A 23,963-nucleotide genomic window follows, 5' to 3' on the forward strand; every position below is an offset into this window, starting at 1 on the left:
TGCCGCAACAGCGGCATATTTTCAAAGATTTCCGGCCCGGATAAAGGCATTGAGTGACTCATCCGGATGTCGCACCGTCAGTTCATCAATTTCACCAGTCACCTGCACATGATTGTCATTGATATAGGCAAAATGACTGGCCATGTTTCTGGCATCATTCAAATGGTGCGTGATCATCAATACCGAAATATTGCGCTCGTTGGCCAACCGTTTGACCAAAGCCAGCATGTCCGCCCGTAAAATCGGGTCAAGGGCAGAAAAAGGTTCATCCAGCAGCCAGTGAGAGCGTTCCTGTACAAAACAGCGCGCCAGTGCAACCCGCTGCCGCTGACCTCCGGACAACTGCTCCGGACTCCGGTCCAACAGTGTTTCGATGCCAACCTGACCGGCAGCCTGTGCCACTTTATCCCAGTCAGCGCGGGTGAGTTTCAGACCGGGATTCAAACCCAGCCCAATATTGTCCCGAACGCTCAGATGAGAAAACAGATTATGTTCCTGAAACAGCATGGAGAATGGACGCTGATACGGCGGCAGCGCCAGAACGGAATGGTCACCGACCCGGATATCTCCGGATGTCGGCGCAATAAAACCGGCCACCAGACTCAACAATGTCGATTTCCCTGCGCCACTCGGTCCCATCAGCGCCCAGATACTTCCCTGAGGGACGGAAAGAGAGAAATCGAACCACTCCTGCTGATATTCATAACGGACCTGATCAAGTGTCAGCATTGATATTTCTCCCGCTTCGGAACAGACGATCGGCAATAAAGAAGCATCCGAGACTGATCACTAATAAACAACCAGCCACAACAGCCGCAGATTCCATCTGATAACTTCCCAGTAACTGATAAAGATAAAGTGGCAGTGTTCTGAAATCCTGACTGCCAAACAGCGCAATGGCGCTCAAATCGCCCATTGCAACCAGAAAACTGATCACCCAGGCGTGAATAATCGGCTTTCTTACGGCCCGCCACTCAACCAGCCAGAAACGACGCCAGCCCTGCATTCCCAGACTGGCGCACAGATACTGATACTGCTGGGCCAGCATCCACAACGGCTGCTGCAATGTTTTGATGACATAAGGCAAAGCCATCATGGCATTCACCACCACCACAACCCAGTAGGCAAACTCAAAAGCATCGGTAAAAGAACGTAACAAAAGAAATAAACCGGTGCTCATCACCAGTCCCGGAGTCACCAAAATCATCATTCCTACGGTTTCCAGAACATCAGCCCGACGCCGTCTGGCAAGCAGACGCCAGCCCCGGCTGGTCAGCAAAACCCCGATTCCGGCAACCAGTGCCAGCGTACCGGCAACACTGGCAACCGTCAGGGAACTCGCCAGTGCCTGCCAGAAACCAGAACTACTGAACACATGCCATAAGTGCTGATTTATACCGGAGATGATCACCATCAGCAAAGGCGGCAGCACCAGCAGTCCGCAGAAGAGTATCCAACCGCAATCCCAGCAGCGGGCCAGACGGCTGTCCCGGAATAACGGCTGATGATGAGATTCGCCCTGACTTTTCACGTCAGTCGTCTTCGTGATGCTCTGGACCAGAAAAGCCAGCAGACCGCAGAGGAGCATTTGCCACAGCGCCAGCATGGCGCCGGAGCGCAGATCAAAATCAAACTTAATCGCCTGATAGATTGCCAGCTCAATAGTCGTGGACTGCGGCCCGCCGCCCAGAGCCATGACGGTTGCAAAACTGGTAAAACACAGCATAAACACCAGTCCGGCCACATGCGGCAGCTGTTGGCGAATCCGCGGCCAGTCAACATAACGGAACTGCTGCCACGGTGTCATCCCCAGATGACAGGCGAGTAACGTCTGTTCTTCGGGAATCATTTCCAGTGTATGCAAAAATAAACGACTGGCGTAAGGCAGATTAAAAAAGACATGGGCCAGTAATATACCGTTCAGCCCGTAGACCGAAAAACTGAAATCCAGATGCAGTGTATGAAGTATCCGGGCCAGAATACCGCTGTGACCGTAAATGGCCAGCAAACCAAAAACCCCGACCAGAACCGGCATCACCAGCGTGGTCGAAAACAGCTTGATCAGAAACTGGCGTCCGGGAAAAGAACGCCGACGCAGAGCCAGAGCGACCGGAATCGCCGGAAGCACACTCAGCAGCACCGATAAAGAAGCCTGATAGAAACTGAACCGGGTCACATGAAGATAATAAGGATCAGCCAGTATGAGCGTCAGATCCAAACCGGATGCATGGGCAAGCAATGCCCCGAACGCACTCAGGATAAACACAGCGACACCCGCGGCAATCCAGAGCCCGAACCGGGGAACCCGGTGTAATTCAGTCTCCGTCACTGTGCCTGAGTGAGCGCTGTTTGCCATTCACGAATCCAGCGTTTGCGGTTTTCTGAAACCTGCTGCGGGGAAAACTGCAATGCTTTATCCGGCACGGAAAGATTGCGGAAACCTTCCGGCAGAGCAACCGAGGTGACCGGATACATCCAGTTACCAGTTGGGATCACCGACTGAAAATCATCACTGAGCATAAACTGCATAAACTGATCCGCCAGCTCGCTATGCTGGCTGCCGGCCAGCTTCGCAGCGACTTCAATCTGCATGTAATGGCCTTCAGAAAATTCGGCCGTTGCGTAACGGTCATCCTGCTCGGCAATCTGATGGTAAGCCGGAGAAGTCGTATAGGAGAGCACCATATCCGACTCCCCTTTGAGAAACATCGAATACGCTTCCGACCAGCCTTTGGTGACTGTGACGGTTTTCTTCGCCAGTTTTCCCCAGGCCTGAGCCGCCTGATCGCCATAAACGGATTTCATCCACAACAACAGTCCCTGCCCCGGCGTTGAAGTGCGGGGATCCTGATAAATCACTCTCAGATCAGGAAACTGTTCAACCAGAGCTTTCAGGCTATGCGGCGGATGAGCGAGCAGATCTTTGCGGTAAACAAAAGCAAAATAACCGTAATCATAAGGCACAAAAACATCATCCTGCCATGCGCGGGGCAGTTTCAGCGTAGCGGTATCGACATGGTGTTTCGCCAGCAATCCCGTCTGTTTCGCTTCTTCCATCAGGCTGTCATCCAGCCCCAGAATCATATCCGCTTTGCTATGACCACCTTCCAGACGCAGGCGGTTCAGAATCGATACGCCATCATCCAGTGTCACATAGTTCAGATCACAGTGACAGCGGGATTCAAATGCTTTCTCAATCGCAGGTCCCGGTCCCCATTCTGAAGCAAAGGAGTCATAGGTATAAACAGTCAGTACCGGCGTTTCTGCCTGTGCATATCCGGCAGTCAGACTAAGTGATGTGATGCCTGCATAAATCGAGGCTCTGAGGTAGTTGGTTTTCACGGCTCGCTCTCCTTGATACGAGCGGCACAGGGTTGAGGCGGGCTTAAAACAGCAGACCAAACTCAATTCCTACGCCAGCATTATCTGGTTCAGGTATCTGCGGGTTCCGGGCTGTAGCCCGATCTCAGCACCGCTGACAGATAACCGGTTCGGATATCGACGCGGGAAGCTCCCCGATGAGTGTGGAGAATTCTACTGTGAATCGAATCAATTCGCTACCGTTTCAGGCCTGATATCCCCAGCGCGGCACCACGGTCTGTTCAATACCGAGATGATCAAGAATCCGCGCTACCATGAAATCAATGAGATCTTCGATCGACTGAGGCTGATGGTAGAATCCGGGCGCTGCCGGCATGATAGTGACACCGGCCTGAGATAACTTGAGCATGTTCTCTAAATGCACCGTTGAAAACGGGCTTTCCCGCACCACCAGCAGCAATTGTCCTCTCTCTTTGATCACCACATCGGCGGCCCGTTCGATCAAATTATCCGACATACCGTAGGCAATCGAAGCAACGCTGCCGGCAGAACATGGACAGACAACCATCTGTTTGGGCGCTGAAGAGCCGGAAGCGACCGGAGAAAACCAGTCTTCTTTACCACAGACAATCAGTTGTTCATCCCGGCACTGAAAATGTTCCACCAATGTCCGGTGTGCTTTTTCCGGCGCAGCAGAAAGCTGAAGGCCATGTTCCGTAGCCAGCACGACTCTGGCTGCGGATGAGATCAACAGATAAACCTGATAGTCTGCCGCCAGCAAACAGTGCAACAGACGCAACCCGTAAGGTGCACCTGAAGCGCCGGTCCAGGCCAGCGTAATCGCCTTTTCACGAACGACACTATTCATATGACACCTCCAGCTGTTGCAGCAGTTTGTCATGAATCCCGCCAAAACCGCCATTACTCATCACCAGAATAGAATCTCCCGGTCTGGCTTGCCGGGCCACCAGATCAGCTAATGTATCAATATCGTCCGCCGTATAGCCGGGTTGCCGGCACTGTCTGGCAACATCGTCAACCGACCAGCTCAGTTCCTGCGGCTGGTAAAGGAAAACAGCATCGGCCTGAGCCAGCGCATCGGCCAGTTCCTGCTTATGAACACCCATTTTCATGGTTGCCGAACGAGGCTCCAACACGGCCAGAATCCGCTGCTCCCCGACTTTATCTCGCAGCCCGGCTAACGTCTGTCGAATCGCCGTCGGATGGTGGGCAAAATCGTCATAAACCGTCACGCCGTTAATTTCCCCTTTGCGCTCCAGACGACGTTTGGTATTCACAAAATGTCCCAGCGCCTCACATGCCAGTTCAGGAGTCACACCAACATGCCGGGCAGCACCAATCGCCATCATCGCGTTATGCACATTATGATCACCGATCAAATCCCATGAGACTGTGCCGACAATGTCGCCATTGAGTAATATTTGGAATGAAGATCCATCTTTTTCTAATTTCGTTGCATCCCAGTTTGCATTCTTCCCGCAAAACTCTTTTTCACTCCAACATCCCCGCTCTAAAACATCATTTAAAGCAGGGTCATTTTGCGGCAACAGGATGCGGCCAATCCCCGGAACGGTTCGGACCAAATGATGAAATTGTTTCTTGATCGCTTCAAGATCGTCGAAGATGTCTGCATGATCGAACTCTAGATTATTCAGGATCAATGTGTTCGGATGGTAGTGAACAAACTTAGATCGCTTGTCGAAAAAAGCACTGTCATATTCATCGGCTTCGACGACAAAAAAGTCACTTTCTCCCAGCCGGGCGGATATTCCGAAGTTACCTAACACGCCACCGACCAGAAAACCGGGCTTATATCCGCAGTATTCAAGTATCCAGCTCAGCATACTCGATGTGGTCGTTTTTCCATGCGTACCGGAGACCGCCAGCACCCAGCGATCCCGCAGCAGAAACTCACTCAGCCACTGCGGACCGGAGGTATATGGCAAGCGATGGTTAAGCACATATTCAACACAAGGGTTGCCGCGGCTCAATGCGTTACCGATGACAACCAAATCCGGACGCGGCTCCAGTTGTTCAACTTCGAAACCCTCTATAATTTCAATGCCTTGAGACTCAAGCAAAGTGCTCATTGGTGGATAAACATTGGCATCGGAACCGGTCACCCGATGTCCCATCTGACGGGCCAGCGTTGCAACTCCGCCCATAAATGTGCCACAAATTCCGAGTATATGTATGTGCATGAATCTCTCAGTCCTCTGCTTTGCTTTTCGCTCATCTTACCGCTCTTCATTATCATGATTCACACCATAAAAGCGAGCCGGAATTCAACAATCCGAGGGAGAATTTCACAACCCAAACGTAATATTTGCTGTTACATTCCTCTCGTATAAAAAATGAGATCTAGGTCAGTTAGTTTATTACCTTAAATAAGATCCAGATCATAGAATCTTATCTAGTCATCAATATGAATTCGCTGTCTTCGGATATTGATGCAAATGACCCCATGATTGCTTTCAAGGAAATAACATGTCTGAGATGAGAACCTTAGGAGAATTTATTGTTGAAAAACAAACAGATTTTCCTCACGCGAGCGGAGAACTCTCTTCCCTTCTTGCTTCTATACGTTTGGCAGCAAAAATTGTAAACCGAGAAATAAACAAAGCCGGTCTGGCTGATATCACCGGTGCCGTAGGTACAGAGAATATTCAGGGCGAAGACCAGCAAAAACTCGATGTTTACGCCAATGAAAAGTTTAAAGCAGCTCTCGAAGCCCGGGATCAGGTCTGTGGTGTTGCCAGCGAAGAAGAAGACGAAGCAGTTATATTCAATAAAGAACTGAATAAAAATGCTAAATATGTCGTGCTGATGGACCCACTCGACGGTTCAAGCAACATTGATGTTAACGTCTCGGTTGGTACGATTTTCTCGATCTATCACCGTGTTTCTCCGATTGGTACAACGCCAACCGCAGAAGATTTTCTGCAACCGGGGAACAAACAGGTCGCAGCCGGATATGTGATTTACGGTTCCTCAACCATGCTGGTGTACACCACCGGAAACGGGGTCAATGGATTTACTTATGACCCGTCTCTGGGCACATTCTGCCTGTCTCACGAAAACATGATGATTCCTGATGATGGCCGGATCTATTCGATTAACGAAGGCAACTATATCCGTTTTCCGACCGGGGTGAAAAAGTACATTAAATACTGTCAGGAAAACGTGCCGGAAGATGATCGCCCTTATACTTCTCGCTATATCGGCTCTCTGGTTGCGGATTTCCACCGCAATCTGCTCAAAGGCGGTATTTATCTTTATCCAAGCACATTCAGTCACCCGCAGGGGAAACTGCGTCTGCTCTATGAATGCAATCCGATGGCTTTCCTGATGGAACAGGCCGGCGGCATTGCCACTGACGGTATGAACCGGGTTCTTGATATCGATCCGCAAGAGCTGCACCAACGCGTCCCATTCTTTGTCGGTTCAAAAAATATGGTGGCAAAACTCCAGGAATTTCTGGAAGCAAATCAAGACAGTTAAGTCATTCTGAAAGCGCCTCCGGGCGCTTTTTCTTTCTCCGGCCACACCCGTGGTGTGAACACTTTTTGCGTTCGGCGATGAAGTGAATAATAATAGGCCCTTTAAAGACATCCGATAAACAGTAAGGAATACATTCATGAGTTTGAATAACGTACCAGCAGGCAAATCTCTGCCTGATGATATCTACGTCGTCATTGAAATCCCGGCAAATGCTGATCCAATCAAATATGAAGTAGACAAAGAGTCTGGTGCTGTATTTGTAGACCGTTTCATGTCTACACCGATGTTCTACCCATGCAACTACGGTTATGTAAACGATACGCTGTCTCTGGACGGTGATCCGGTTGACGTGCTGGTCCCAACGCCATATCCGCTGGTTCCGGGTGCAGTAATCCGCTGCCGTCCTGTCGGCGTTCTGAAAATGACCGACGAGTCAGGCGAAGATGCAAAAGTTGTTGCGGTTCCTCACTCTAAACTGACTAAAGAATACGATCACATTCAGGATGTTAATGATCTGCCTGAACTGCTGAAAGCACAAATCAAACACTTCTTTGAGCGCTATAAAGAGCTTGAATCAGGTAAGTGGGTGAAAGTTGACGGTTGGGAAGATGCCGCTTCTGCCCGTGCTGAGATCCTGTCTTCTTATGAGCGTGCACAGAATAAATAATTGGTCTTTGGGCTGATATATAAGGAGAGATTTTTATCTCTCCTTTTGTTTATCTGCAGGTTGTATTTCTTGGTTTTTCTTCCTTGTAACCATCCCAGCCTTTAGCTCCGGAATATGACGCACAATGAGTTTTGTGGTTTCAGAGGCATGAGTGTCGTGTGCGCCAGTTCATCTTTCAAAGATGAAAGATGAACCAGAAAATCTTTTTTATCTGGCTTGGTTACTTATGGGCCAGGAACGGTTTTTATGGGAAATTAACCTCCCATCCCTGGTGGTAGAGCGTCAAATTTTGGCACATCGCTAGGGAAGATCGCCCATGATGGCGCTGAAGATGCGTAGATTGACATTTTAGGAGTGAACTTGTTGTCTTTTAGTGAAGTTGCTGATACTGAATAAAAATTACCAGCAGTTACTTCGGCGCATAAAACGGTGCTACAAGTACCACAGAAGTGATAATTTACCTTTTTGCCTGAATCACCAACACGCATGTACGATAATGGTGTGCCCTTTGTAAATTTAAAATTATCTCTTGGCACCCAAAGTCCAAACCATTTGTCTGAACCTGTGAGCGATTGACACTCTGTACAATAGCAAAAAATAGAATTTATCGGATCGTTATTAAAGTAAAATTCAATGTCGCCGCAACTACAATTTCCAATATGTTTTTCCATGTTATCTCCAATCTGGTTGATGCCTGACGCCTAATTCAATGGTACATAAACACCACCATTACAAGGAAAAAGTAACTTAAAACCAAGAGAGTCTGACGCTATATGTAGCCATTGAATGTCTGCAATGCAGTCTAACCCTGTTTTTAAATCGACATATCAACGTTTACTTGAAGCAGGAAAACCAAAGAAAATGGCGATAATTGCCTGCGTCAGAAAGATGGTTGTGATACTAAATTCAATGCTCAGAGATGGCGCTATGTGGAACGAAAATATGGCGAAAAATTAACTATTGACGCCATACTCGTTTGTTAGGTTGTTTTGATGTTTTCTTTTAAGAATGATGCAATCTCTTGTTCAACCTTATATTCAAAATCATGGTCAAAATCATGGTCAAAATTTGCAACCACAATAACGTGGAATTTTAATTCATTTGGTTTATTCTCTACGGGAACTATTTTTATTAATATAGGAACTTGCTCAATCCCTGGGATTTTTTCTGAAAGTTTCTGCCCTAGTTTTCCCATATCTAAATCTTTTAACAATTGTTGTGAAGATTGGATTGAATAACCTTGAGGTACTTTTACGAATACCATAGGATTCAGAGTTTCATGTCTAGAAAGTAAGTTAGTAATATATTCTGCAATAAATTTTTCAACTGTTTTGGTTTTGTCCCAGTCTTCCTTTGAAAAAACTCTAATTTCGTATTTATATTGTTTCTCTTTTTCTCCTGATGGAGAAAAAACTAATGGCATTATGCTAAAAGTAATTTGTTTTTGAGATGCTTCAGGAAACTTTTTAAAAACTATATATTCAAGTTTTCTTATATCCATTTTCTCTATGAATTCTTGACCTGTTTTATCTGTCCAGCCTTGAGGCAATTCAACCAGTGTCATAACTCTAGAATCACCACAGGAAATTAGAAAAACAGTTAACATGATTATTATTATTTTTTTCACTAGTATATCCTTTAATCAAAAGTTGGATGACAACCTAACGAATGACATGGATTCCCCCTCCCGTGGATCTGCCACACTTACGTGGTACTTATTAGCACCGGAGGTACCATGTCTGATTATTCTTATTTTTGCGGTATCGATCTAGCTAAAAACCACTTCAGTATTCATGTCATTGATTCGAAAGGCAAAGTAGCGCTTCATAAATCCGTTACCCGCTCTAAATTATTAACCCCAATGATTGGTATGAACTCCATTATTTGTATCCTAACGCCAACTTAAGCGGACGAAAATAGTTGGCTAAAATTTGTGAGGAACGAACAATAGCCAACTTACGTTCCGTTTAAAGCTCTTGTTACACTTGCTTTTTAGATAACTGTTTATAAAACAATCTTGCACCCCAGCCAAAATTTATTTGTAACATTACATATGAAAGAAACGTTATAAAAATTAAACTTCCAGCCCATATAAATAAAGGTACAGATAAAAGCAATTCTGAAAACTCATTAATAGCCTCTTTACCCTCTATTATTACAAGTGAAGCTAAAAATAGACCTGATATGATTAATGAGGAAAATGTACACGACCACACTAACTTTCTATTCTCAGACTTTACAGGTGCACGTTTATTTTCAGTTACAAATTTCATCATTGTTCCTAGTCCAGCACCTACAAACATTCCTGTATTTGCACTTGACCCTAGGTCGATATCAAACTCTATAACTAATATTTGTACTAGTCCCATTAAGGCAGCATAAATAGCCGAAAATACCGCAATATATTTAACAACGGGTACGGTCTCTATTGTATTTTGTTCATTGTTCACGAAAACCTCCTTGCAGATGTAACAGTATCTTTTAACCAGACTCTGTCTGTATAAATTCGGCAAAAAACACAGAACAGCCTTTCATATCCAATTGTTTCAACTAACAACTCCGCATGGACAATGTCGCAATCACAGCCAGTGTCTGCCTAAAGCACGATACAAAACTAGATACATAATCATCCATTAATAAACATAAGTCAATGAATGACAAAGGAAACACATCCAAAATTTATGGCTGAATGACAATGGGCATGCGACGTGAAATTGTATGAAGTGCTAACCGCCTGAATTTCTTCCCTCGTGAATTGGCTCTCTTTAAGTCAGAAAGTCACTAAATCCACTAAACTCAGGGGAAAAATCAAACTTGTCAATGGGCTGTGGTGAATCAGACATGATACTCAAACTTCCATGAATCCGATTAAAAAAGTACCTTGGAGTTTTAATCGTTTGTTAGCTGCACTCTAAATGAAGGACATAATATCCCATTATTCCTTGCTTATATGTCACATTACATGACCGTCTATGGTTCGGGCATACCTGACCAAAGCCAGAGACTTTCCATTCTTCTCCATTCTCTAAGCGAAATAAAGACCAACTTCCACGAATTTTTCCTCTACCCGTTTTAATACATATAGATGGCTTCACATAAACATTTTCGCTTAATAACTTTGTAGGGTAAGCAGGAAGGGTAGCAAATACCATATACACAAAATATCCCATTATAAAACTAAAAAATGGTAACGCCATTAGCACAAAGAAAAACTCTTTGTAACGACCTTCTTTGTAATGAAGAACTAGATATTTAAAACCTGCTGGTTTCTCTTTGGTACCCTTATAAATGCTCAAAGCAATGATAATCGCGACCAAAATTGATATTGAAGCATATGGAAAAATTGTAGACTCAAGAGTTTCTAAAGGCACATAAGATGAACCAGCTCCAAGTACTATCCCAAGTACTAATAGTGCGAAAATGCTTAATATTGATATCATGACTTTCTCCACTATACGTCATCTCCTTAATCTGACTTATGCTGCTATCATCTGGCTAATGGGCAAAAACAATACCATATGCACCCAATTTAACCAGCCGGAACCTCAAAGCACAAACCGAACCAAAAGTGCCACGTGTCTTTATTCATTTAAGTTTGTCAGCCGCACATTCCAAACGGTTACTGCTTATTCAACAGGAACTTTCGTAAATCTCTTTCTGCACGCAGAACAAACAAAATATAGACTCTGTCATTATCTTGTTTGTAGAAAATACGGCAAGGACCGACAACGATCTCACGGTAACTAAGATGTTCAATTTCAGGTGGAATACGACCTGACTCTGGAAAAGCTTCTAAGCGCTCAACTTTAGTGAAGACAGTCTGAACCAATTGCTTTGCAGCGACTACGTTTTCAAGCGCTATGTATTCAGCAATATCATTGAGGTCGGATAACGCGGGTTCAGTCCAGATTATTTCAGCCATTTTGACATTTTGTCCTTAGCTTCCTCATGATGAACAACTTTACCGTCAGCTAAAGCACGCTCTCCTCGGGCAATCCCTTCAAGAATGACCAAGCGGTTTTGCATAAACTCATAATCATCAACATCGACCAGATATGCCGATGGTTTACCATGCTCGGTAATCAACACGGGTTCTTTAGTGTCGCGCAGATCAGCAAGGATCTTCGTTGCCTGACGTTTAAGTGATGTAACTAGTTCTACTTTCATAAGAACGGCCCCAAAGGAATACTAAAGTGATACTATTCTATCACTTTGAGTATAGCAAGCTCCATGATGGCTAACGCTAAGCTCGTTTTGCGAGGCAAAATTCGTGACAATTATTCTGTCGATTGAAGAAGTTTTCTCGCTCCTTTCTTTTATTAACCTATTGTTTTCAATAAAAAGACTACTGAATCACTTATTGAAATTATAGAAATGAAATACATCTGATTCTATGGCAGACAATCCGACTCTACTGCTTTGAATCCCATCGCATTTTTTTCAGCAACAATCGTAAAATAGCAGGTGGCGGTATTTTTTACCGGCACCTTCTTTTATCCTGTCTCCATTCATTATCTCATTCTGTCCGGTAGCCATACCAAAGGCAGTTGGGTCAATGATCCGGTTAACGGATTGGCTGATTTGTTGATGGACAGCGGTGAATTAGACATGATGTCCCAGCTTCCATGAATCCGATTAGAAAAAGTACCTTGAAGCCTTAAATGTCCCCTTACAACAACCCGGTTGAAACCCATTACTTGTGCATGAAACAGCAGAGCTAATCCGCAAAATACGAGTTATTCAAGCCAGAAAATATGTATTCAAAATCATAATAGATCATGCTTGAGATGTATCACAAAGATACATTTGACTCCCTCTTTCCAATGTATCATTATGATACAAGATAATAAATACTCATTATGACTGACAACCCAAAGCCAGCACCCGTTAGCGAGTTTCCATTGAGAATGGGAACAGCTAAAAAGACAATTAATGATTTAGCGAAAAACCACAAACATAGAATCAGGATTGGCAGGCATACCAAAGATCGAATGGCTGAACGGGGAGTATCCATTAGGGATATTTTTAACGTGCTATCAAGCTCAAGATCTACAATGCAAGAAGAACCAGCAAGACAAGCAAATGGTGACTACATTTGTTCCCTTCTCGGGGTCAGTGCTGGTGAAAGAATAACGGTCGTTATAGCACTCAGGGAAATTGATGTAGCTCCCGGAGCAAAGACTGTAACAGTTTACGTAGAGTAAACTTAAAAATTAGAGAGAAATATAATCATGTATCACTACACCGAAAGCGGCCTTGAAAACATCTACCTGAAAAATGGATTTGTTGTCACAAAGGAAGATGGTGAAGAGTTCGTAAATTTCACAAATTTTGACGGTATCCAACAAGCGATTGCGATTGCTATCTGTACTCAGAAAAAATGGATGTCTTCAGCTCAACTACGATTTTTGCGTAAAGAGTTCAACCTATCTCAAACTGGGTTAGGTCAACTCATTTACTGTGACAGACAGTCAATTGCTCGATGGGAAAAAGGAGAGATTGAAATTCCTCACCTTGCCGATGTTATGTTGCGTGCTTTGTACTTGGAGTCAATCGACAAAGAAAGCCACGTTTCGCTAACGATTAAGTCACTAGCTGACGCTGAAATCGCAGATATGCACAGTAAGATTTGTTTGGAAGAACATAAAGGAGAGTGGAAAGTTATAACAGCTTAAACCACTGCTTCTGACATCTATCAGAAGTAACTGACGCGCTATCACAGAAGTCGCTGAAATTGAAAGATGAATAGCGCATCAAACAGCATCACGATTTATTTCAGAAACCCGGAAAATGATAAATCTCTACTGCTTTGAATCCCATCGCATTTTTCTCAGCAACAATCGTAAAATAGCCGGTGGCGGTATTTTTTACCGGCACCTTCTTTTATGCTGTCTCCATCCGTTATCTCTGTCTGGGCCATTCCGTTGTTATGTCTGTTGTTATGAAAACCTCACTCGACCATCTTCCCGAATATAAACAGCGTGAGCTGGCGACGATCTCGGGCATCCTCCGCGATACGCTGGAAGATTATCTCCGGGGCAAAACCGGGAGTAAAAGTGAGTTTCGCATCCTGAAAATCATTCTGTTTGGCAGCCACGCCAAAGGCAGTTGGGTCAATGATCCGGTTAACGGCTATATCAGCGACTACGATATTCTGGTGATTGTGAACAAACCGGCACTGGTCGAAGATGATGTGGTGTGGCAACGGGCCGAAGAGCAGATCGACCGCAAGGTAAAATCCGCACCGCTCGGTTTGATTGTGCATGATCTTCAGGAAGTAAATGAACGACTGCAACAAGGGCATTACTTTTTTCGGGATATTCGGGAAGAAGGGATTGAGCTATTTGCCGCAACACCAAAGCCATTGGCGCTACCGGGAGATTTGACTGAAGCAGAACAACGGGATATTGCCCGGAAGCATTATGAGCAGTGGTTTACTGGGGCAACTAATGTGTTTAAAAAATACTATTTTTCGTTAAAAGAACTGACGCCCCGAGAAGCAGTATTCGATCTTCACCAAACAACCGAACGTCTTTTTTCCTGCACACTGCTCGTTTGCACCAACTATTTACCCAAATCCCACAATATTGAAAAACTGGGTAAATTCTGCGCGCAGATCGATCCGGCCTTTGCGGAGATTTTTCCGATGGATAACAAATTCCACCGCCGCAGTTTCCGGAGGCTGCAACGGGCTTACATCGATGCCCGTTACTCAGAACATTACGAAATCACGGAGGAAGAGCTGGATTATCTGGCAACGGAAGTGCAGCGATTACAGAAACTCACGGAACGGGTTTGTGGTGAGCGGATTAGTTGACTTGATGGACAGCAGTGAATTAGACGTGTGTTCCAACTTTCATGAACCCGATTAGAAAAAGAGCCTTGAAGTCTTAGAGGTTGTTAAGTTCTATTCGTACCACGACGATGTATCAACATCCAACTCTTCTGCTTCGACCTGAAAATCATCGGGGTTTTCAACGTGTGATTTCATATCCAATGAAAATGGATAACTTTCATTCATAATACATAAGTCATCTTTCGAACCGTACTCTTGGGTAACGTGCACAGTGCCTCTTACAGTAATGTAAATGTACTCGTGGTCAATATTTGTACACTCAATTTCCTCTACTTCTGAGTAGTCGACAAATACATGATTCGCAATAATGGTAAGGCTATCGGGTATAGCACCAACGGCGGTGGTTACCACGGAATCATGGACTTTCTCTTCAAGCGCTTCGATAACGATATGTTCCAAGTCATCTATTTGACTCAAGGAATCACTTGCTATCTTGATAACTTGCCGCGCATCTTCAAAGAACTTTCTGGGGCATGCCTCAAAATATTTCTCAGTGATGTGTGTATATTTATTAAAGAAGTGAAACTCATCTAAAAACTCTGAGATGCATTCATTCAGATGCTCCAGCACATCTTGCCCTAGGTATTCATCTGATATATTTGATTGTGCACAATACTTTAATTGCTGGCGTCTAGTTACTTCATGTTTTTCACTTTCCCGCTCATACCATGAAACTTTCTTGATTTTTTTTACTGGAGCTTTCCGTTTAAGAACATGGAGCACAAGCTCACGCATTGAGAAAGCAAAATTATGGAATCTTAGTGGGTTCCCATGAGATGCATAGTTTCTTAGACTAGCGACGAATAGCTTTTGCTCAAACTCAGTTTCCAAGAGAGATTGAAATTCCTGCATAAAATCTAAGTTTTGTAGTTTCTTTAGCTTCATGGCTTCCTATGGAACTTAACGCCTCACTAAAAGGCAAATAAACGTTTGGCTAAAATTTTTAGCGCAGCGACAAAGCCAAACTTTATTTGTCCTGCTTGAGTGATTTGTTAGTTTTCGTTTGCTCCAACAGCTTCTCCTTTAATGAATTTTCTACTGGAACTATAAACTGCTGACCAACTGAAGTTGATACGCAAACTTTTAGTGAATTAATGTTATTAGATTTTTCAGTTAAAGTTTTTGCCATACTAACCAGCCAATCCTCGTCGTTACCGCGGAGATTAAATGGAACCATAAAAATCGCTTCTTCTCCTTCAGTTAACATTTTAGGAACGTTGTCGGAATTAGGCGTACCAAATATTTGAATCATATGCTGTTTGTTTTTGAAGCGACCAGCTTGCCACCCAATATTTGTAATTTTTACGGGTCGAGCACCAGTGTTAACAACTTGAATGCAACAATAGTCATCGTTAGTTTTTTCTAGCCTTGATATTAGAATTCTATGACCCGCAAAAACTATTAATTTCACTTTGTTTGCGTTGCTCGCTAACCATAAAGAGGTTATGACTGCGCTAACCGTTCCTATGCTGGCAACCCAAGTGCCAACTACATTCCAAATTTGGAGGGTATTATCCATGCTACCTCAGAAAACTAACAGTATCTTTTAACCAAACTCTGTCTGTATAAATTCGGCAGAAAATACAGAATAACTTTTCATATCTAATTGTTTTTAATAACAATTCCACATGACCAATGTTGCAATTACAGCCAGTGTCTGCCTAAAGCACGATACAAAACTAGATACATATTTATCCATTAATAAAAATAGGTCAATGGCAAAAGAAACGCATCCAAAATTTATGGCTGAATGACAATGGGGCGTGCGACGTGAAATCGCATGAAGCGCTAACTGTCTGAATTTCTTCCCTCATGAATTGGCTCTCTTTACTTTTTAGTCAGAAAGTCACTAAATCCACTGAACTCAGGGGAAAAATCACGGATGATTTTTCAGCTATTCTCTAACAAGAAGGCATGAGCAGGATGCGAATAAATCCGCCCCTGATAGCGAGTGCTGAAGCCCAAATAGATGTTTTTGGTTACTTTTGACATCTATCAAAAGTAACTGGTGCGCTATCACAGAGGTTGCTGAAATTGAAAGATTAATAGCGCATCAAACAGCATAACGATTCGCATCTTTATTAACCTTCCCAGCCTTTGGCTCCGGAATATGACGCACTATGAGTTTTGTGGTTTCAGAAACATGAGTGTCATGTGCGCCAGTTCATCTTTCAAAGATGGAAGATGAACCAGAAAATCTTTTTTGTCTGGCTTGGTTACTTGTGAGCCAGGAACGGTTTTTATGAGTCCTCCTGACTCAGAAAAACCTAAAATTTCTTCCCTGAAATTTTTCCTTATTGCAGCAGATCCCATTAATTTTTTATCTCGCAAAAAGTCAGAAGCCGATTGAATCCACTGAGCTCAGGGGAAAAATCAAGGATGATTTTTCAGGATTTGCTGAGCAGGATGCGAATAAATCCGCCCCTGATAGCGTGCGCTAAAGCCAAATCAAAGGCATTTTGGGATACTTTTGCTGCCGGGCAAAAGTATCTGGGGCGCATATGATGAGGCTCTTGAGATTGACTTAGGTTGGGCGCACCAAACCACAGCATAACAATTTACATCTCTAATTGGCTTCATCCTATATTGAAAGGAGTTCGTCTCTGGCTGCTTTAGCCAGCGACTCATTATCTACTCCCAAAACTTTAAACGCTCTTGGCACCACACCGTGTTTTATGGAAGCAGCCACAATGATTACGTGGGCGCTTTGAAGAGGACGACTGTTATCCTCTTTTTTCAGCGCATAAAGAGATTTCATTAAATCTTGGCCTGAAGGATGTGAATCGAGAAGGATTTTGTCTGATTTTATCGGCTCTGGCGTAATCTCCGTCGCTTGCCCACTGATACCGATAGAGCTTAGCGCCTCATCATACTGCGCTTTTATAGCACTTTTGAATTTATTGGCATCGATGCCAAACTTGTCAAATACTCTCTTCGCTGTACCGTCTTCCAGATTGAGTGCAGAAAGTACAAAGTGTTCAGCTCCTGGCTTTTCTTCGCCCATGATATTGGCCTGCTCTTCTGCTCCGGGTATTAACTTTCCAATGGTTTTCATATCTCGAAAACGTAATAGAAGACGCTTAAACATCGCTTTTTCCTTTTTGGCTCGTTGTACTCTGAATGTATGCAGCGTGGCGTTTATGGGCCGCTTGTTTTGAAACACCCAGTGCTTCGGCAACTTGCGACCAACTCCACCCTTGGGCAATGGCTTCTTTGACGGCTTGTCTTTCCAGTTGCTCTGCCATATGGCGAAGCGCAACGACAGCAGCAAGCGCATCTTCGGGGTTATTTGGTGATGGAAGTGATTTTATATCTTTCATGCGTCAACATTAGTTGACGGGCAGAAGATTGTCAACCAATGTTGACGAATCTAAACTGAAGGAAGGGCGATGCAGGCATCTAAGAAATGATATGAATCCTCTCTAAACAACCTCATCAGCATAATGATGAGCTTCCGCCGACAAGCGCCGAAATTCGGCCTGAGCGGATGCCCGGATTGAGTTGGCTTCTATATTGAGTTGACCTCGATAAAGAGTATCTGGGGCGCAAGTGAAAATGCGATTGAAACTGACTGAGGCCGGGCGTATCAAACAATACTCCAAAACTCAGATCCGCTGACACCAATCCCCGGAAGCAATCGTCTTCGTCAGCCTTGAGACATCCTGATAAAGATAGATCCAGGCCATGCCAAACGGTGTTTCAATACTTTCCCGGCGGTATTCAACCGGTACATCTTCCAGTTCATCCAGACGGGACAGGGTTTTGTCATCAACGACGTAGATTTCCCCCATCACCGATTGATGCCCTTCGATCAGGCCCGGATACGGCCCCAGATCATAAAGGGTGAATTCCGGCGGGGTTTCGTAGTATCCAAGCATCGGGCAGTCTCCCAGATGCCAGTGATTATCTTCACCATCACGCAATGTGCCGTAAACAAATACTAACTGTTGCTGCATAAACACTCCTTGTTCACCCTCTACAACGCTGTATCGGATTCAGCCCGCCGCTTTTGTGGCCTGAGAATCCTAATCAAATTCGAACTGGTACAGGACATTCATTGTGCTGGTCAATCCGGATACCGCTTCAATATATAAATCACTCATCAGACGATAGCGCACCGTAAACTCACCGACTGAATTAAAAATACCAACACCGTATTTCACTTGCAATCCCGGCAGAATATAGCCACTAACCGTCACCTGAGAGTCTTCACCGGCTCCGGAAGTGTCTAACTGCAAATCCTGAACACCGAAGGCTTGGCCGATCTCTCCGACCAGTTTCCCGCTCTGAGCCAGACTCAGACCAATCAGGCTGGTCGTCAATGCCCCATTGTTCGATTCTGCATCCAGATTCTGCCCCCGGATCAGATAAGACAGCGCATTTGCCTGTGCCATTGCCGGATTGGAAAAAATCGATACCGACGGATTATCTGCCGGACCGTCAACCTTAATGCCGACAGTGACATCATCTTCAATGTTATCCGGATTGCGGATCGCAGTAATTGCCACATACGGCTGACTGACCGGGCCATTCATAATCACTTTGCCCTGCTGAATCACCAGATCCTGTCCCAGAGAACGATAAGTCCCGTTCAGAATATTCACTTCACCAGTCATAAACGGCGCATTGTCACGCTGTGAAATCGTCAGTCCACCCTGAAGGTTTCCGTCCAGTCCAAATGCAGATAACCGCACTTTTTTCCCCAGTGTCACGGTTACATGACTCTCCAGCGTAAACGGCAATGACTGCTGCTGTTCTACCGGCTGAGAATGGCGAATAATCACCTGATCCTTAGAAACCCGGACCGCACTATCCGGCAACTCATCAACCGTAATGTCGCCTTCCGGTATTTCGACTGTCCCTTCAACTCTGGCAATCTTCGGCGTCAGCGTCAGCGTCATATCCGGAATTGCCCTGAGTTTCACATAAGGCGGAAAATCGATATCAACCCCATCGGCATACAGCCGGGAGTGAACTGCCCATGCGTCCATTTTAGCCCAGTCGGCATCGCCCTGAAGATGTAACTCACCTTCTGGCGTCTGCACCAGTGCTGAAAGCTGAGCCTGATAACCCTGAAAACGGATGTCGATGTTGCCCTGACGAATATCAACCGGTGTCACTTCACCCTGTAACTGTAGCTGACTCACGGCAAGTTTGCCTTCAATCTGCGGATGCAGTATTGGCCCATGTACTTTCAGGCGCCCGTCAACGATCGAACCGAACTCACTGTAATCGCCGAGCAAAGATTGCATCAGGCTCAGATCCAGCCGGTTCACATCGATGTTGCCGGTGATGTGCTTTTGCTGCCGGTTAATGTCCGGAATGGTCACCGCTAAATCAAGCACACCGTGTTCCGCTAAATCAATCCGGCCGGACGCAGCAAGATGGTCATCCTTCAGGTTCATCTGTAACTGCATCTGTTGCCATGCAACCACCAGCGATTTTGTTTCCATCTGCTGCTGTAGCTGCCCCTGTTCTACCGTCACCGTCAGCTCGGCTTCGGGAGGCTGCTTCTGATCCGGCCCCTGCGCCCACTTCAGAAACGCTTGTGCATTTAACTTTCCCTCAACCGTGGTTTCTTCAGGCAGCAGATGGGCCAGCCGGGACAGATCCAATTGATGAAGAGACAGATGAAACTGACCGGATGACGGACTGATCGTTGTATCCTGATCCAGACACAACGATGATGATCCGTCTCGCCAGCAGTGAGCCTGGACGCTCAACTGCTGCTCCTTCGGCATCAACGTCATTTTGACCGGCGCACTTAAAGTCAGATGATGCTTATCCAGAGACAGTTCCGCCTGCTCAAGCATGCCCTGCCATACACGAAATGTTTGATCGGTCGAACCGGCAATCTGTACCTGAATCCGTCCTTCCGGTGCATCAGCATCCAGCTTGAACTGATGTTGGGTGAGATCGCCCTTTCCGCTCAGCATCAACGTCTTCACGGCGTAATCCTGATAACGCCCCTGAGTCATATTCAGGACAACATCACCGCGCATTTCAGGAAAACCGGCAAGCTTGCCCTTTAAAAAGACCTCTTTGGCCTGAATCTCATTATGCCAGCGCAACTGCTTACCGGTCAGAGCGACATTCGCTTCAGGATGACGGAGATTTCCCCGCATACGGATTTTTCCCTGAATGGTTCCTTTCCCACCCGGCAGACTCTTTGATAAATCGGGAATCGCAACCGCCACGTCCATATTCCACTGCTGATCAAGTGTTCCCTGAGCCCGGATCTGATTCTGACCGTGAGAAAAGACCAGTGCCGGAGTCGAAGCTTTAATCTGCATATTTTCCGTTTCACCGGAAAGCATCAGTGGACCGGCAATATGCAGCGGATACTGTTTCAGTTCTCCGTTCAGCTCCAGTTGGGTGACATCAAGCTGCCATTTCTGATCGGAGAGGGAAGCATTCAGATCAATCTGACCCGCCAGTTTACCGGGGAAATCAGGCCATTGAGCCTGCGGTTCGATCTGCCGGAATGCCAACTGAGAACCGAGTTCCAGCGTTTTTTCCCAGTTGAAATGACTTTGTCCGCTCACGGTGCCGTTCAGGGTATTCACTTGCAACGTTGCCAGATCCAATTGTGTCAGTGACCCTTTGCCGGAAATATCAAATTTCGCGGATGGAATATCTTTACCGTCAACCTGCCCCTGAAGTGCAAGCGTGTAGTTGTCGAGCTGCCCTTTCAGATTCAAATGGGCAAGATCCAGCTGATATTGTGAGTCTCCCGTCAGTGGCCACTGCCCGGAGAAATCCCGGACGGTGATTTCAAACGGCAAGCCTTCTGTTATGGGTTCAAGCTGAGCTGAAATATCAGCCTGTACTCGTTCACCCAGTCCTGCGTCTACCTTCATCTTTGCCAGACTGCCACGCAAATGTGCAGTAACCGTCTGCCCGTTGATTTCCGGCAGATGCAACACCGAATTCAACTGGATATTCAGCGGATAACCTCCGGATAGTGTCGCCTGACCTTGTGCGGCAACATCCAGCTCCGGTGTCGACACTTCTAACTGTTGTAAACGAACCCGGTGCCGGAACGCCTGACCGGAAACATGAAGCTGTTTAATCTCCTGGGCCAGTCCGCCGCGAATATTCATCCCTTCCAGACTGAATTCATTCAGGCGGACATCAACCGGAATCCAGACTTCAGGCAATGTGACTGCCGGATATGAAAAAGAGGAGAGTGATGATGCTGCCGTCTGTTGTGATTCCGGTGACGTATGGAGATCAACAGTAATCTGCCGCAATGCTGTTTTATCCAGCGTCAGCCGGCTCCTGTACCACGAAAAACCACCACTGAACTGCTGCCACTGAATCCGCATTTGTGGTAATTCCAGAATGATATCTTCCAGTGAGAAATGGGAAACAGTAATTGGAACCGGCAAACTGATCACCGGATAAGGGTCTGAATCAGTATCATCAGGCCCGGAAGGCTGGCTATCTTCCGGCAGGGAAAGGTGTGCTCCACGAACAGTCAGGGAATCAAGACACAGTGAGGGCTGAAACAGGCAGCGACTCCGTATGGACAATCCGACCTGCGCAAGCTGAACCGCCAGTTGTGTCTGTGAATCAGCGTACACCACATCATGCAGACTCATCTCTCCGCCTAAAATGCCCTCGGCCCGCTCAATACGAAGCCCCGGTACAAAACGCTCAGCTCCGGTAACCGCCAGATGCAGTCCGGCAGGTGTATATAACAGAAATGCTGTCAGTGAAATCAACAGCGCCAGCACTAGTACCACGGCAATCATTAACCACTGACTGGTGCGTAACGCAAGCCGAATCATAGCTCCGGCCCCAGCGTAAAGTGGATCTGGAATTCATCTCCTGGCGTAGTATCCAGTCCCCAGGCGAAATCGAGGCGCACCGGTCCAATCGGAGACACCCAGCGCACACCGAAGCCGGTGCCCCGCTTCCAGTCCGGGGTGTCATTAAAAGCATCACCATAATCGTAAAATAGTGCGCCCCACCAGTTACCATACAGGTTGTATTGGTATTCCAGCGATGCCGTCGCAAGATATTTCGCACCACTGCGCGAGCCACTTGCATCGCGCGGGGAAATCGATTCGTATCCATAACCGCGGATACTATTGTCTCCCCCGGCAAAAAATCTCAGCGACGGAGAAACCTGACTGAAGTCATCGACTAAATTCGCACCACCATCCAGCCGTAACAGGCCACGATGCCGGTCATTATAAGTGCGAATCCACGAAGTCCCTGCCTGAATCCTCAAAATATCGGTTTCCGAGTGAAAGTTCTCATTACCGTATTCCAGCGTCAGTGTTTCTTTGTCACCCCAGGTCAGCAAGCGCTTACCCCGAATCCGGGTGCGGGTAAAGGTGATCCCCGGAAGGACAAACTGACCGACATCATCCAGATCGCCCTGTTCATAGTTCTCAATCAGATAACGGGTAAAAATAGTCCGGTGCCATCCATTCGACAAACGCCAGTGTCTTTCCAGCGAGAGATTGGATTCAATACTTTGCGTATCCAGATTATCAACCCGTTTCAAACCATACTGAATCTGATAATACTGATTCAGTACATCTTCCAGCGGGATTTTATAACTTGCCGAAACGACCTGTTCCGGCTCTGACAATGAGAAACGACTACTGAAACTGTGCCCACGATTATTGAACCAAGGTTTATTCCATTTCAGCAGAACTTCAGGCCCGACGTCGGTCGAATAGCCTAACCCGGTTTCAATCTGATTTTTACTCGCCGGGGTCAGAGTGACATTCATTGGTAAATCACGCTGTGTATCAAGATGGCTCAAATCCGGTTCAACTAATACAGAAGCAAACCAGTCGGTACTCGCCAGACGTTGATTGAATTCTCCCACCTTGGAAACCAGATACGGATCGCCGGGCCGGTATGTCTGAAGTGAAGCAACCCGTTCCGGATCGATCTGACTGCCGACCATAATGGTCTGCCCGAAACGATAACGAATCCCACTGTTAAAATGCAGCACCACACGAGCCAGATTTTCATCGGCCAGGATCTCTAAACGGTTTTCTGCAAACGTCCCGTTAAAATAACCTCTTTCCAGAGCTAAGCTCTGTAGCCCGGATTTCAGTTGCTCATAATCTTCATGATTGAGGATTTCACCTTTTTTCAGCCGACTATTCTCAACCAAACGGATAAAATCCTCATCACTACGTGCTTCTCCCGTTAACTGAATATCGGCAGAATCAATATAAGTGGGCGGACCGGGCTCCACATCAGCCTGAATTTCAGAATTTTCCTGATCATATTCAAAACTGATCACCGGATGATAGTAGCCGAGAGCCTGCAAAGCCTGTGATATGTTGTCTTCAATACGGGCGCGAAAACGTAAGCGGGGAGAATAGTCACTCTGAGGAATTGACGAAAGGTAAGCTTCTACATTGTTATACAAATCCCCACTCAATCCGTTAATCTTTAAAGATATCTGACGCTCAGCAGATACCGCTGAGAAGCACAGAACAGACAGTAAACAGAAAAGCGTTAAATATCGTCTCATACAGCCGTTTTGTAACGTGAATAGGATGAAGTGTTAAAACAATATCTTAACCGTAGACAAGCCTTTCGTCTGTATACTTTGCGTAAATT

At 45.7% G+C, this 23,963-nt stretch carries 25 protein-coding genes, 2 pseudogenes and 1 riboswitch; of the genes and pseudogenes, 8 read left to right on the top strand and 19 right to left on the bottom strand.

The window, feature by feature from the left end; genetic code table 11:
* Positions 1 to 21: 21 nt before the first annotated feature.
* The 5 genes from thiQ to mpl all read right to left on the bottom strand — a co-directional run bounded on the left by thiQ (position 22) and on the right by mpl (position 5,543).
* Positions 22 to 729, bottom strand: coding sequence for a thiamine ABC transporter ATP-binding protein (gene thiQ, locus OCU74_RS14060; RefSeq protein WP_087482418.1), 708 nt, complete (start codon positions 727 to 729; stop codon positions 22 to 24).
* On the bottom strand, positions 716 to 2,356 hold the full coding sequence (thiP, locus tag OCU74_RS14065) for a thiamine/thiamine pyrophosphate ABC transporter permease ThiP (RefSeq protein WP_087482354.1): 1,641 nt from the start codon (positions 2,354 to 2,356) through the stop codon (positions 716 to 718). The genes thiQ and thiP overlap by 14 nt, the downstream gene beginning before the upstream one ends.
* Positions 2,326 to 3,303, bottom strand: coding sequence for a thiamine ABC transporter substrate binding subunit (gene thiB / locus OCU74_RS14070; RefSeq protein WP_234993625.1), 978 nt, complete (start codon positions 3,301 to 3,303; stop codon positions 2,326 to 2,328). Before thiB ends, thiP begins: the two co-directional genes overlap by 31 nt.
* Before the next feature lie 88 nt (positions 3,304 to 3,391).
* Positions 3,392 to 3,528, bottom strand: a riboswitch (TPP riboswitch).
* A gap of 37 nt (positions 3,529 to 3,565) precedes the next feature.
* Positions 3,566 to 4,189, bottom strand: coding sequence for a flavin prenyltransferase UbiX (locus tag OCU74_RS14075; protein ID WP_087482353.1), 624 nt, complete (start codon positions 4,187 to 4,189; stop codon positions 3,566 to 3,568).
* A complete protein-coding gene (gene mpl, locus OCU74_RS14080) occupies positions 4,182 to 5,543 on the bottom strand; it encodes a UDP-N-acetylmuramate:L-alanyl-gamma-D-glutamyl-meso-diaminopimelate ligase (protein WP_087482352.1) in 1,362 nt (453 codons plus the stop codon). Before mpl ends, OCU74_RS14075 begins: the two co-directional genes overlap by 8 nt.
* A gap of 286 nt (positions 5,544 to 5,829) precedes the next feature.
* Between mpl and fbp the strand changes: the two genes are divergently transcribed.
* Together fbp and ppa are read left to right on the top strand one after the other, a co-directional pair.
* Positions 5,830 to 6,843: a class 1 fructose-bisphosphatase gene (gene fbp / locus OCU74_RS14085; RefSeq protein ID WP_087482351.1), complete on the top strand. Its 1,014-nt coding sequence runs from the start codon at positions 5,830 to 5,832 to the stop codon at positions 6,841 to 6,843.
* A gap of 136 nt (positions 6,844 to 6,979) precedes the next feature.
* The gene (gene ppa, locus OCU74_RS14090) at positions 6,980 to 7,510 is read left to right on the top strand and encodes an inorganic diphosphatase (protein ID WP_087482350.1); all 531 of its coding nucleotides are present in this window, start codon (positions 6,980 to 6,982) and stop codon (positions 7,508 to 7,510) included.
* Between the two features lie 254 nt (positions 7,511 to 7,764).
* On the opposite strand, the gene OCU74_RS14095 is transcribed toward ppa, so the two are convergent.
* Positions 7,765 to 8,181: a GFA family protein gene (locus OCU74_RS14095; protein WP_087482349.1), complete on the bottom strand. Its 417-nt coding sequence runs from the start codon at positions 8,179 to 8,181 to the stop codon at positions 7,765 to 7,767.
* A gap of 115 nt (positions 8,182 to 8,296) precedes the next feature.
* Here OCU74_RS14095 and OCU74_RS14100 point away from each other — a divergent pair.
* Positions 8,297 to 8,467 (top strand): annotated as a pseudogene (locus OCU74_RS14100) (IS110 family transposase); the annotation flags it as partial.
* Positions 8,468 to 8,489: 22 nt separating this feature from the next.
* Here OCU74_RS14100 and OCU74_RS14105 read toward each other — a convergent pair.
* Positions 8,490 to 9,137 (bottom strand): hypothetical protein, encoded by a 648-nt coding sequence (locus OCU74_RS14105; protein ID WP_087482348.1) that lies wholly within the window; start codon positions 9,135 to 9,137, stop codon positions 8,490 to 8,492.
* 108 nt (positions 9,138 to 9,245) lie between these two features.
* On the opposite strand from OCU74_RS14105, the pseudogene OCU74_RS14110 reads away from it, so the two are divergent.
* Positions 9,246 to 9,383: pseudogene (locus tag OCU74_RS14110) on the top strand (IS110 family transposase); the annotation flags it as partial.
* Positions 9,384 to 9,489: 106 nt separating this feature from the next.
* Here the strand turns inward: OCU74_RS14110 and OCU74_RS14115 are convergent.
* The 4 genes from OCU74_RS14115 to OCU74_RS14130 all read right to left on the bottom strand — a co-directional run bounded on the left by OCU74_RS14115 (position 9,490) and on the right by OCU74_RS14130 (position 11,677).
* Positions 9,490 to 9,960: an ABZJ_00895 family protein gene (locus OCU74_RS14115; protein WP_087482347.1), complete on the bottom strand. Its 471-nt coding sequence runs from the start codon at positions 9,958 to 9,960 to the stop codon at positions 9,490 to 9,492.
* Positions 9,961 to 10,410: 450 nt separating this feature from the next.
* Positions 10,411 to 10,950 (bottom strand): hypothetical protein, encoded by a 540-nt coding sequence (locus OCU74_RS14120; protein ID WP_143693289.1) that lies wholly within the window; start codon positions 10,948 to 10,950, stop codon positions 10,411 to 10,413.
* A 179-nt stretch (positions 10,951 to 11,129) separates the two neighbouring features.
* Positions 11,130 to 11,432, bottom strand: coding sequence for a type II toxin-antitoxin system RelE/ParE family toxin (locus OCU74_RS14125; protein ID WP_087482345.1), 303 nt, complete (start codon positions 11,430 to 11,432; stop codon positions 11,130 to 11,132).
* A complete protein-coding gene (locus tag OCU74_RS14130; RefSeq protein ID WP_087482344.1) occupies positions 11,420 to 11,677 on the bottom strand; it encodes a type II toxin-antitoxin system Phd/YefM family antitoxin in 258 nt (85 codons plus the stop codon). Before OCU74_RS14130 ends, OCU74_RS14125 begins: the two co-directional genes overlap by 13 nt.
* 297 nt (positions 11,678 to 11,974) lie before the next feature.
* Between OCU74_RS14130 and OCU74_RS14135 the strand changes: the two genes are divergently transcribed.
* From OCU74_RS14135 to OCU74_RS14150, 4 genes are all read left to right on the top strand, one after another.
* A complete protein-coding gene (locus tag OCU74_RS14135; protein ID WP_159457464.1) occupies positions 11,975 to 12,139 on the top strand; it encodes a hypothetical protein in 165 nt (54 codons plus the stop codon).
* Between the two features lie 230 nt (positions 12,140 to 12,369).
* Positions 12,370 to 12,714 (top strand): DUF4258 domain-containing protein, encoded by a 345-nt coding sequence (locus OCU74_RS14140; RefSeq protein WP_087482343.1) that lies wholly within the window; start codon positions 12,370 to 12,372, stop codon positions 12,712 to 12,714.
* Between the two features lie 27 nt (positions 12,715 to 12,741).
* Positions 12,742 to 13,185, top strand: coding sequence for a helix-turn-helix domain-containing protein (locus tag OCU74_RS14145; RefSeq protein WP_087482342.1), 444 nt, complete (start codon positions 12,742 to 12,744; stop codon positions 13,183 to 13,185).
* A gap of 179 nt (positions 13,186 to 13,364) precedes the next feature.
* Positions 13,365 to 14,327 (top strand): HEPN domain-containing protein, encoded by a 963-nt coding sequence (locus tag OCU74_RS14150; protein ID WP_087482341.1) that lies wholly within the window; start codon positions 13,365 to 13,367, stop codon positions 14,325 to 14,327.
* Positions 14,328 to 14,417: 90 nt separating this feature from the next.
* On the opposite strand, the gene OCU74_RS14155 is transcribed toward OCU74_RS14150, so the two are convergent.
* From OCU74_RS14155 to tamA, 8 genes are all read right to left on the bottom strand, one after another.
* Entirely contained in the window at positions 14,418 to 15,251 is an 834-nt protein-coding gene (locus tag OCU74_RS14155; protein WP_087482340.1) for a pPIWI-associating nuclease domain-containing protein, read from the bottom strand.
* An 82-nt stretch (positions 15,252 to 15,333) separates the two neighbouring features.
* On the bottom strand, positions 15,334 to 15,885 hold the full coding sequence (locus OCU74_RS14160; RefSeq protein WP_087482339.1) for a hypothetical protein: 552 nt from the start codon (positions 15,883 to 15,885) through the stop codon (positions 15,334 to 15,336).
* Positions 15,886 to 16,484: 599 nt separating this feature from the next.
* Positions 16,485 to 16,679: a hypothetical protein gene (locus OCU74_RS14165; RefSeq protein ID WP_087482338.1), complete on the bottom strand. Its 195-nt coding sequence runs from the start codon at positions 16,677 to 16,679 to the stop codon at positions 16,485 to 16,487.
* Between the two features lie 268 nt (positions 16,680 to 16,947).
* The gene (locus tag OCU74_RS14170; protein WP_087482337.1) at positions 16,948 to 17,454 is read right to left on the bottom strand and encodes a Clp protease N-terminal domain-containing protein; all 507 of its coding nucleotides are present in this window, start codon (positions 17,452 to 17,454) and stop codon (positions 16,948 to 16,950) included.
* On the bottom strand, positions 17,447 to 17,686 hold the full coding sequence (locus OCU74_RS14175; protein ID WP_087482336.1) for a helix-turn-helix domain-containing protein: 240 nt from the start codon (positions 17,684 to 17,686) through the stop codon (positions 17,447 to 17,449). Before OCU74_RS14175 ends, OCU74_RS14170 begins: the two co-directional genes overlap by 8 nt.
* Before the next feature lie 285 nt (positions 17,687 to 17,971).
* Entirely contained in the window at positions 17,972 to 18,322 is a 351-nt protein-coding gene (locus OCU74_RS14180; RefSeq protein ID WP_087482335.1) for a gamma-glutamylcyclotransferase family protein, read from the bottom strand.
* 69 nt (positions 18,323 to 18,391) lie between these two features.
* A complete protein-coding gene (gene tamB, locus OCU74_RS14185; RefSeq protein WP_087482334.1) occupies positions 18,392 to 22,159 on the bottom strand; it encodes an autotransporter assembly complex protein TamB in 3,768 nt (1,255 codons plus the stop codon).
* Positions 22,156 to 23,874 (bottom strand): autotransporter assembly complex protein TamA, encoded by a 1,719-nt coding sequence (gene tamA, locus OCU74_RS14190; protein WP_087482333.1) that lies wholly within the window; start codon positions 23,872 to 23,874, stop codon positions 22,156 to 22,158. Before tamA ends, tamB begins: the two co-directional genes overlap by 4 nt.
* Between the last annotated feature and the right edge of the window lie 89 nt (positions 23,875 to 23,963).

The organism is Vibrio mangrovi (assembly GCF_024346955.1).
GTDB lineage: Bacteria > Pseudomonadota > Gammaproteobacteria > Enterobacterales > Vibrionaceae > Vibrio > Vibrio mangrovi.

Coding starts and splice junctions, on each gene's coding strand:
- thiQ (WP_087482418.1), bottom strand. CDS start 729: ATGCTGACACTTGATCAGGTCCGTTATGAATATCAGCAGGAGTGGTTC.
- thiP (WP_087482354.1), bottom strand. CDS start 2,356: ATGGCAAACAGCGCTCACTCAGGCACAGTGACGGAGACTGAATTACAC.
- OCU74_RS14075 (WP_087482353.1), bottom strand. CDS start 4,189: ATGAATAGTGTCGTTCGTGAAAAGGCGATTACGCTGGCCTGGACCGGC.
- mpl (WP_087482352.1), bottom strand. CDS start 5,543: ATGCACATACATATACTCGGAATTTGTGGCACATTTATGGGCGGAGTT.
- fbp (WP_087482351.1), top strand. CDS start 5,830: ATGTCTGAGATGAGAACCTTAGGAGAATTTATTGTTGAAAAACAAACA.
- ppa (WP_087482350.1), top strand. CDS start 6,980: ATGAGTTTGAATAACGTACCAGCAGGCAAATCTCTGCCTGATGATATC.
- OCU74_RS14095 (WP_087482349.1), bottom strand. CDS start 8,181: ATGGAAAAACATATTGGAAATTGTAGTTGCGGCGACATTGAATTTTAC.
- OCU74_RS14120 (WP_143693289.1), bottom strand. CDS start 10,950: ATGATATCAATATTAAGCATTTTCGCACTATTAGTACTTGGGATAGTA.
- OCU74_RS14125 (WP_087482345.1), bottom strand. CDS start 11,432: ATGGCTGAAATAATCTGGACTGAACCCGCGTTATCCGACCTCAATGAT.
- OCU74_RS14130 (WP_087482344.1), bottom strand. CDS start 11,677: ATGAAAGTAGAACTAGTTACATCACTTAAACGTCAGGCAACGAAGATC.
- OCU74_RS14140 (WP_087482343.1), top strand. CDS start 12,370: ATGACTGACAACCCAAAGCCAGCACCCGTTAGCGAGTTTCCATTGAGA.
- OCU74_RS14145 (WP_087482342.1), top strand. CDS start 12,742: ATGTATCACTACACCGAAAGCGGCCTTGAAAACATCTACCTGAAAAAT.
- OCU74_RS14155 (WP_087482340.1), bottom strand. CDS start 15,251: ATGAAGCTAAAGAAACTACAAAACTTAGATTTTATGCAGGAATTTCAA.
- OCU74_RS14160 (WP_087482339.1), bottom strand. CDS start 15,885: ATGGATAATACCCTCCAAATTTGGAATGTAGTTGGCACTTGGGTTGCC.
- OCU74_RS14165 (WP_087482338.1), bottom strand. CDS start 16,679: ATGGGATCTGCTGCAATAAGGAAAAATTTCAGGGAAGAAATTTTAGGT.
- OCU74_RS14170 (WP_087482337.1), bottom strand. CDS start 17,454: ATGTTTAAGCGTCTTCTATTACGTTTTCGAGATATGAAAACCATTGGA.
- OCU74_RS14175 (WP_087482336.1), bottom strand. CDS start 17,686: ATGAAAGATATAAAATCACTTCCATCACCAAATAACCCCGAAGATGCG.
- OCU74_RS14180 (WP_087482335.1), bottom strand. CDS start 18,322: ATGCAGCAACAGTTAGTATTTGTTTACGGCACATTGCGTGATGGTGAA.
- tamB (WP_087482334.1), bottom strand. CDS start 22,159: ATGATTCGGCTTGCGTTACGCACCAGTCAGTGGTTAATGATTGCCGTG.
- tamA (WP_087482333.1), bottom strand. CDS start 23,874: ATGAGACGATATTTAACGCTTTTCTGTTTACTGTCTGTTCTGTGCTTC.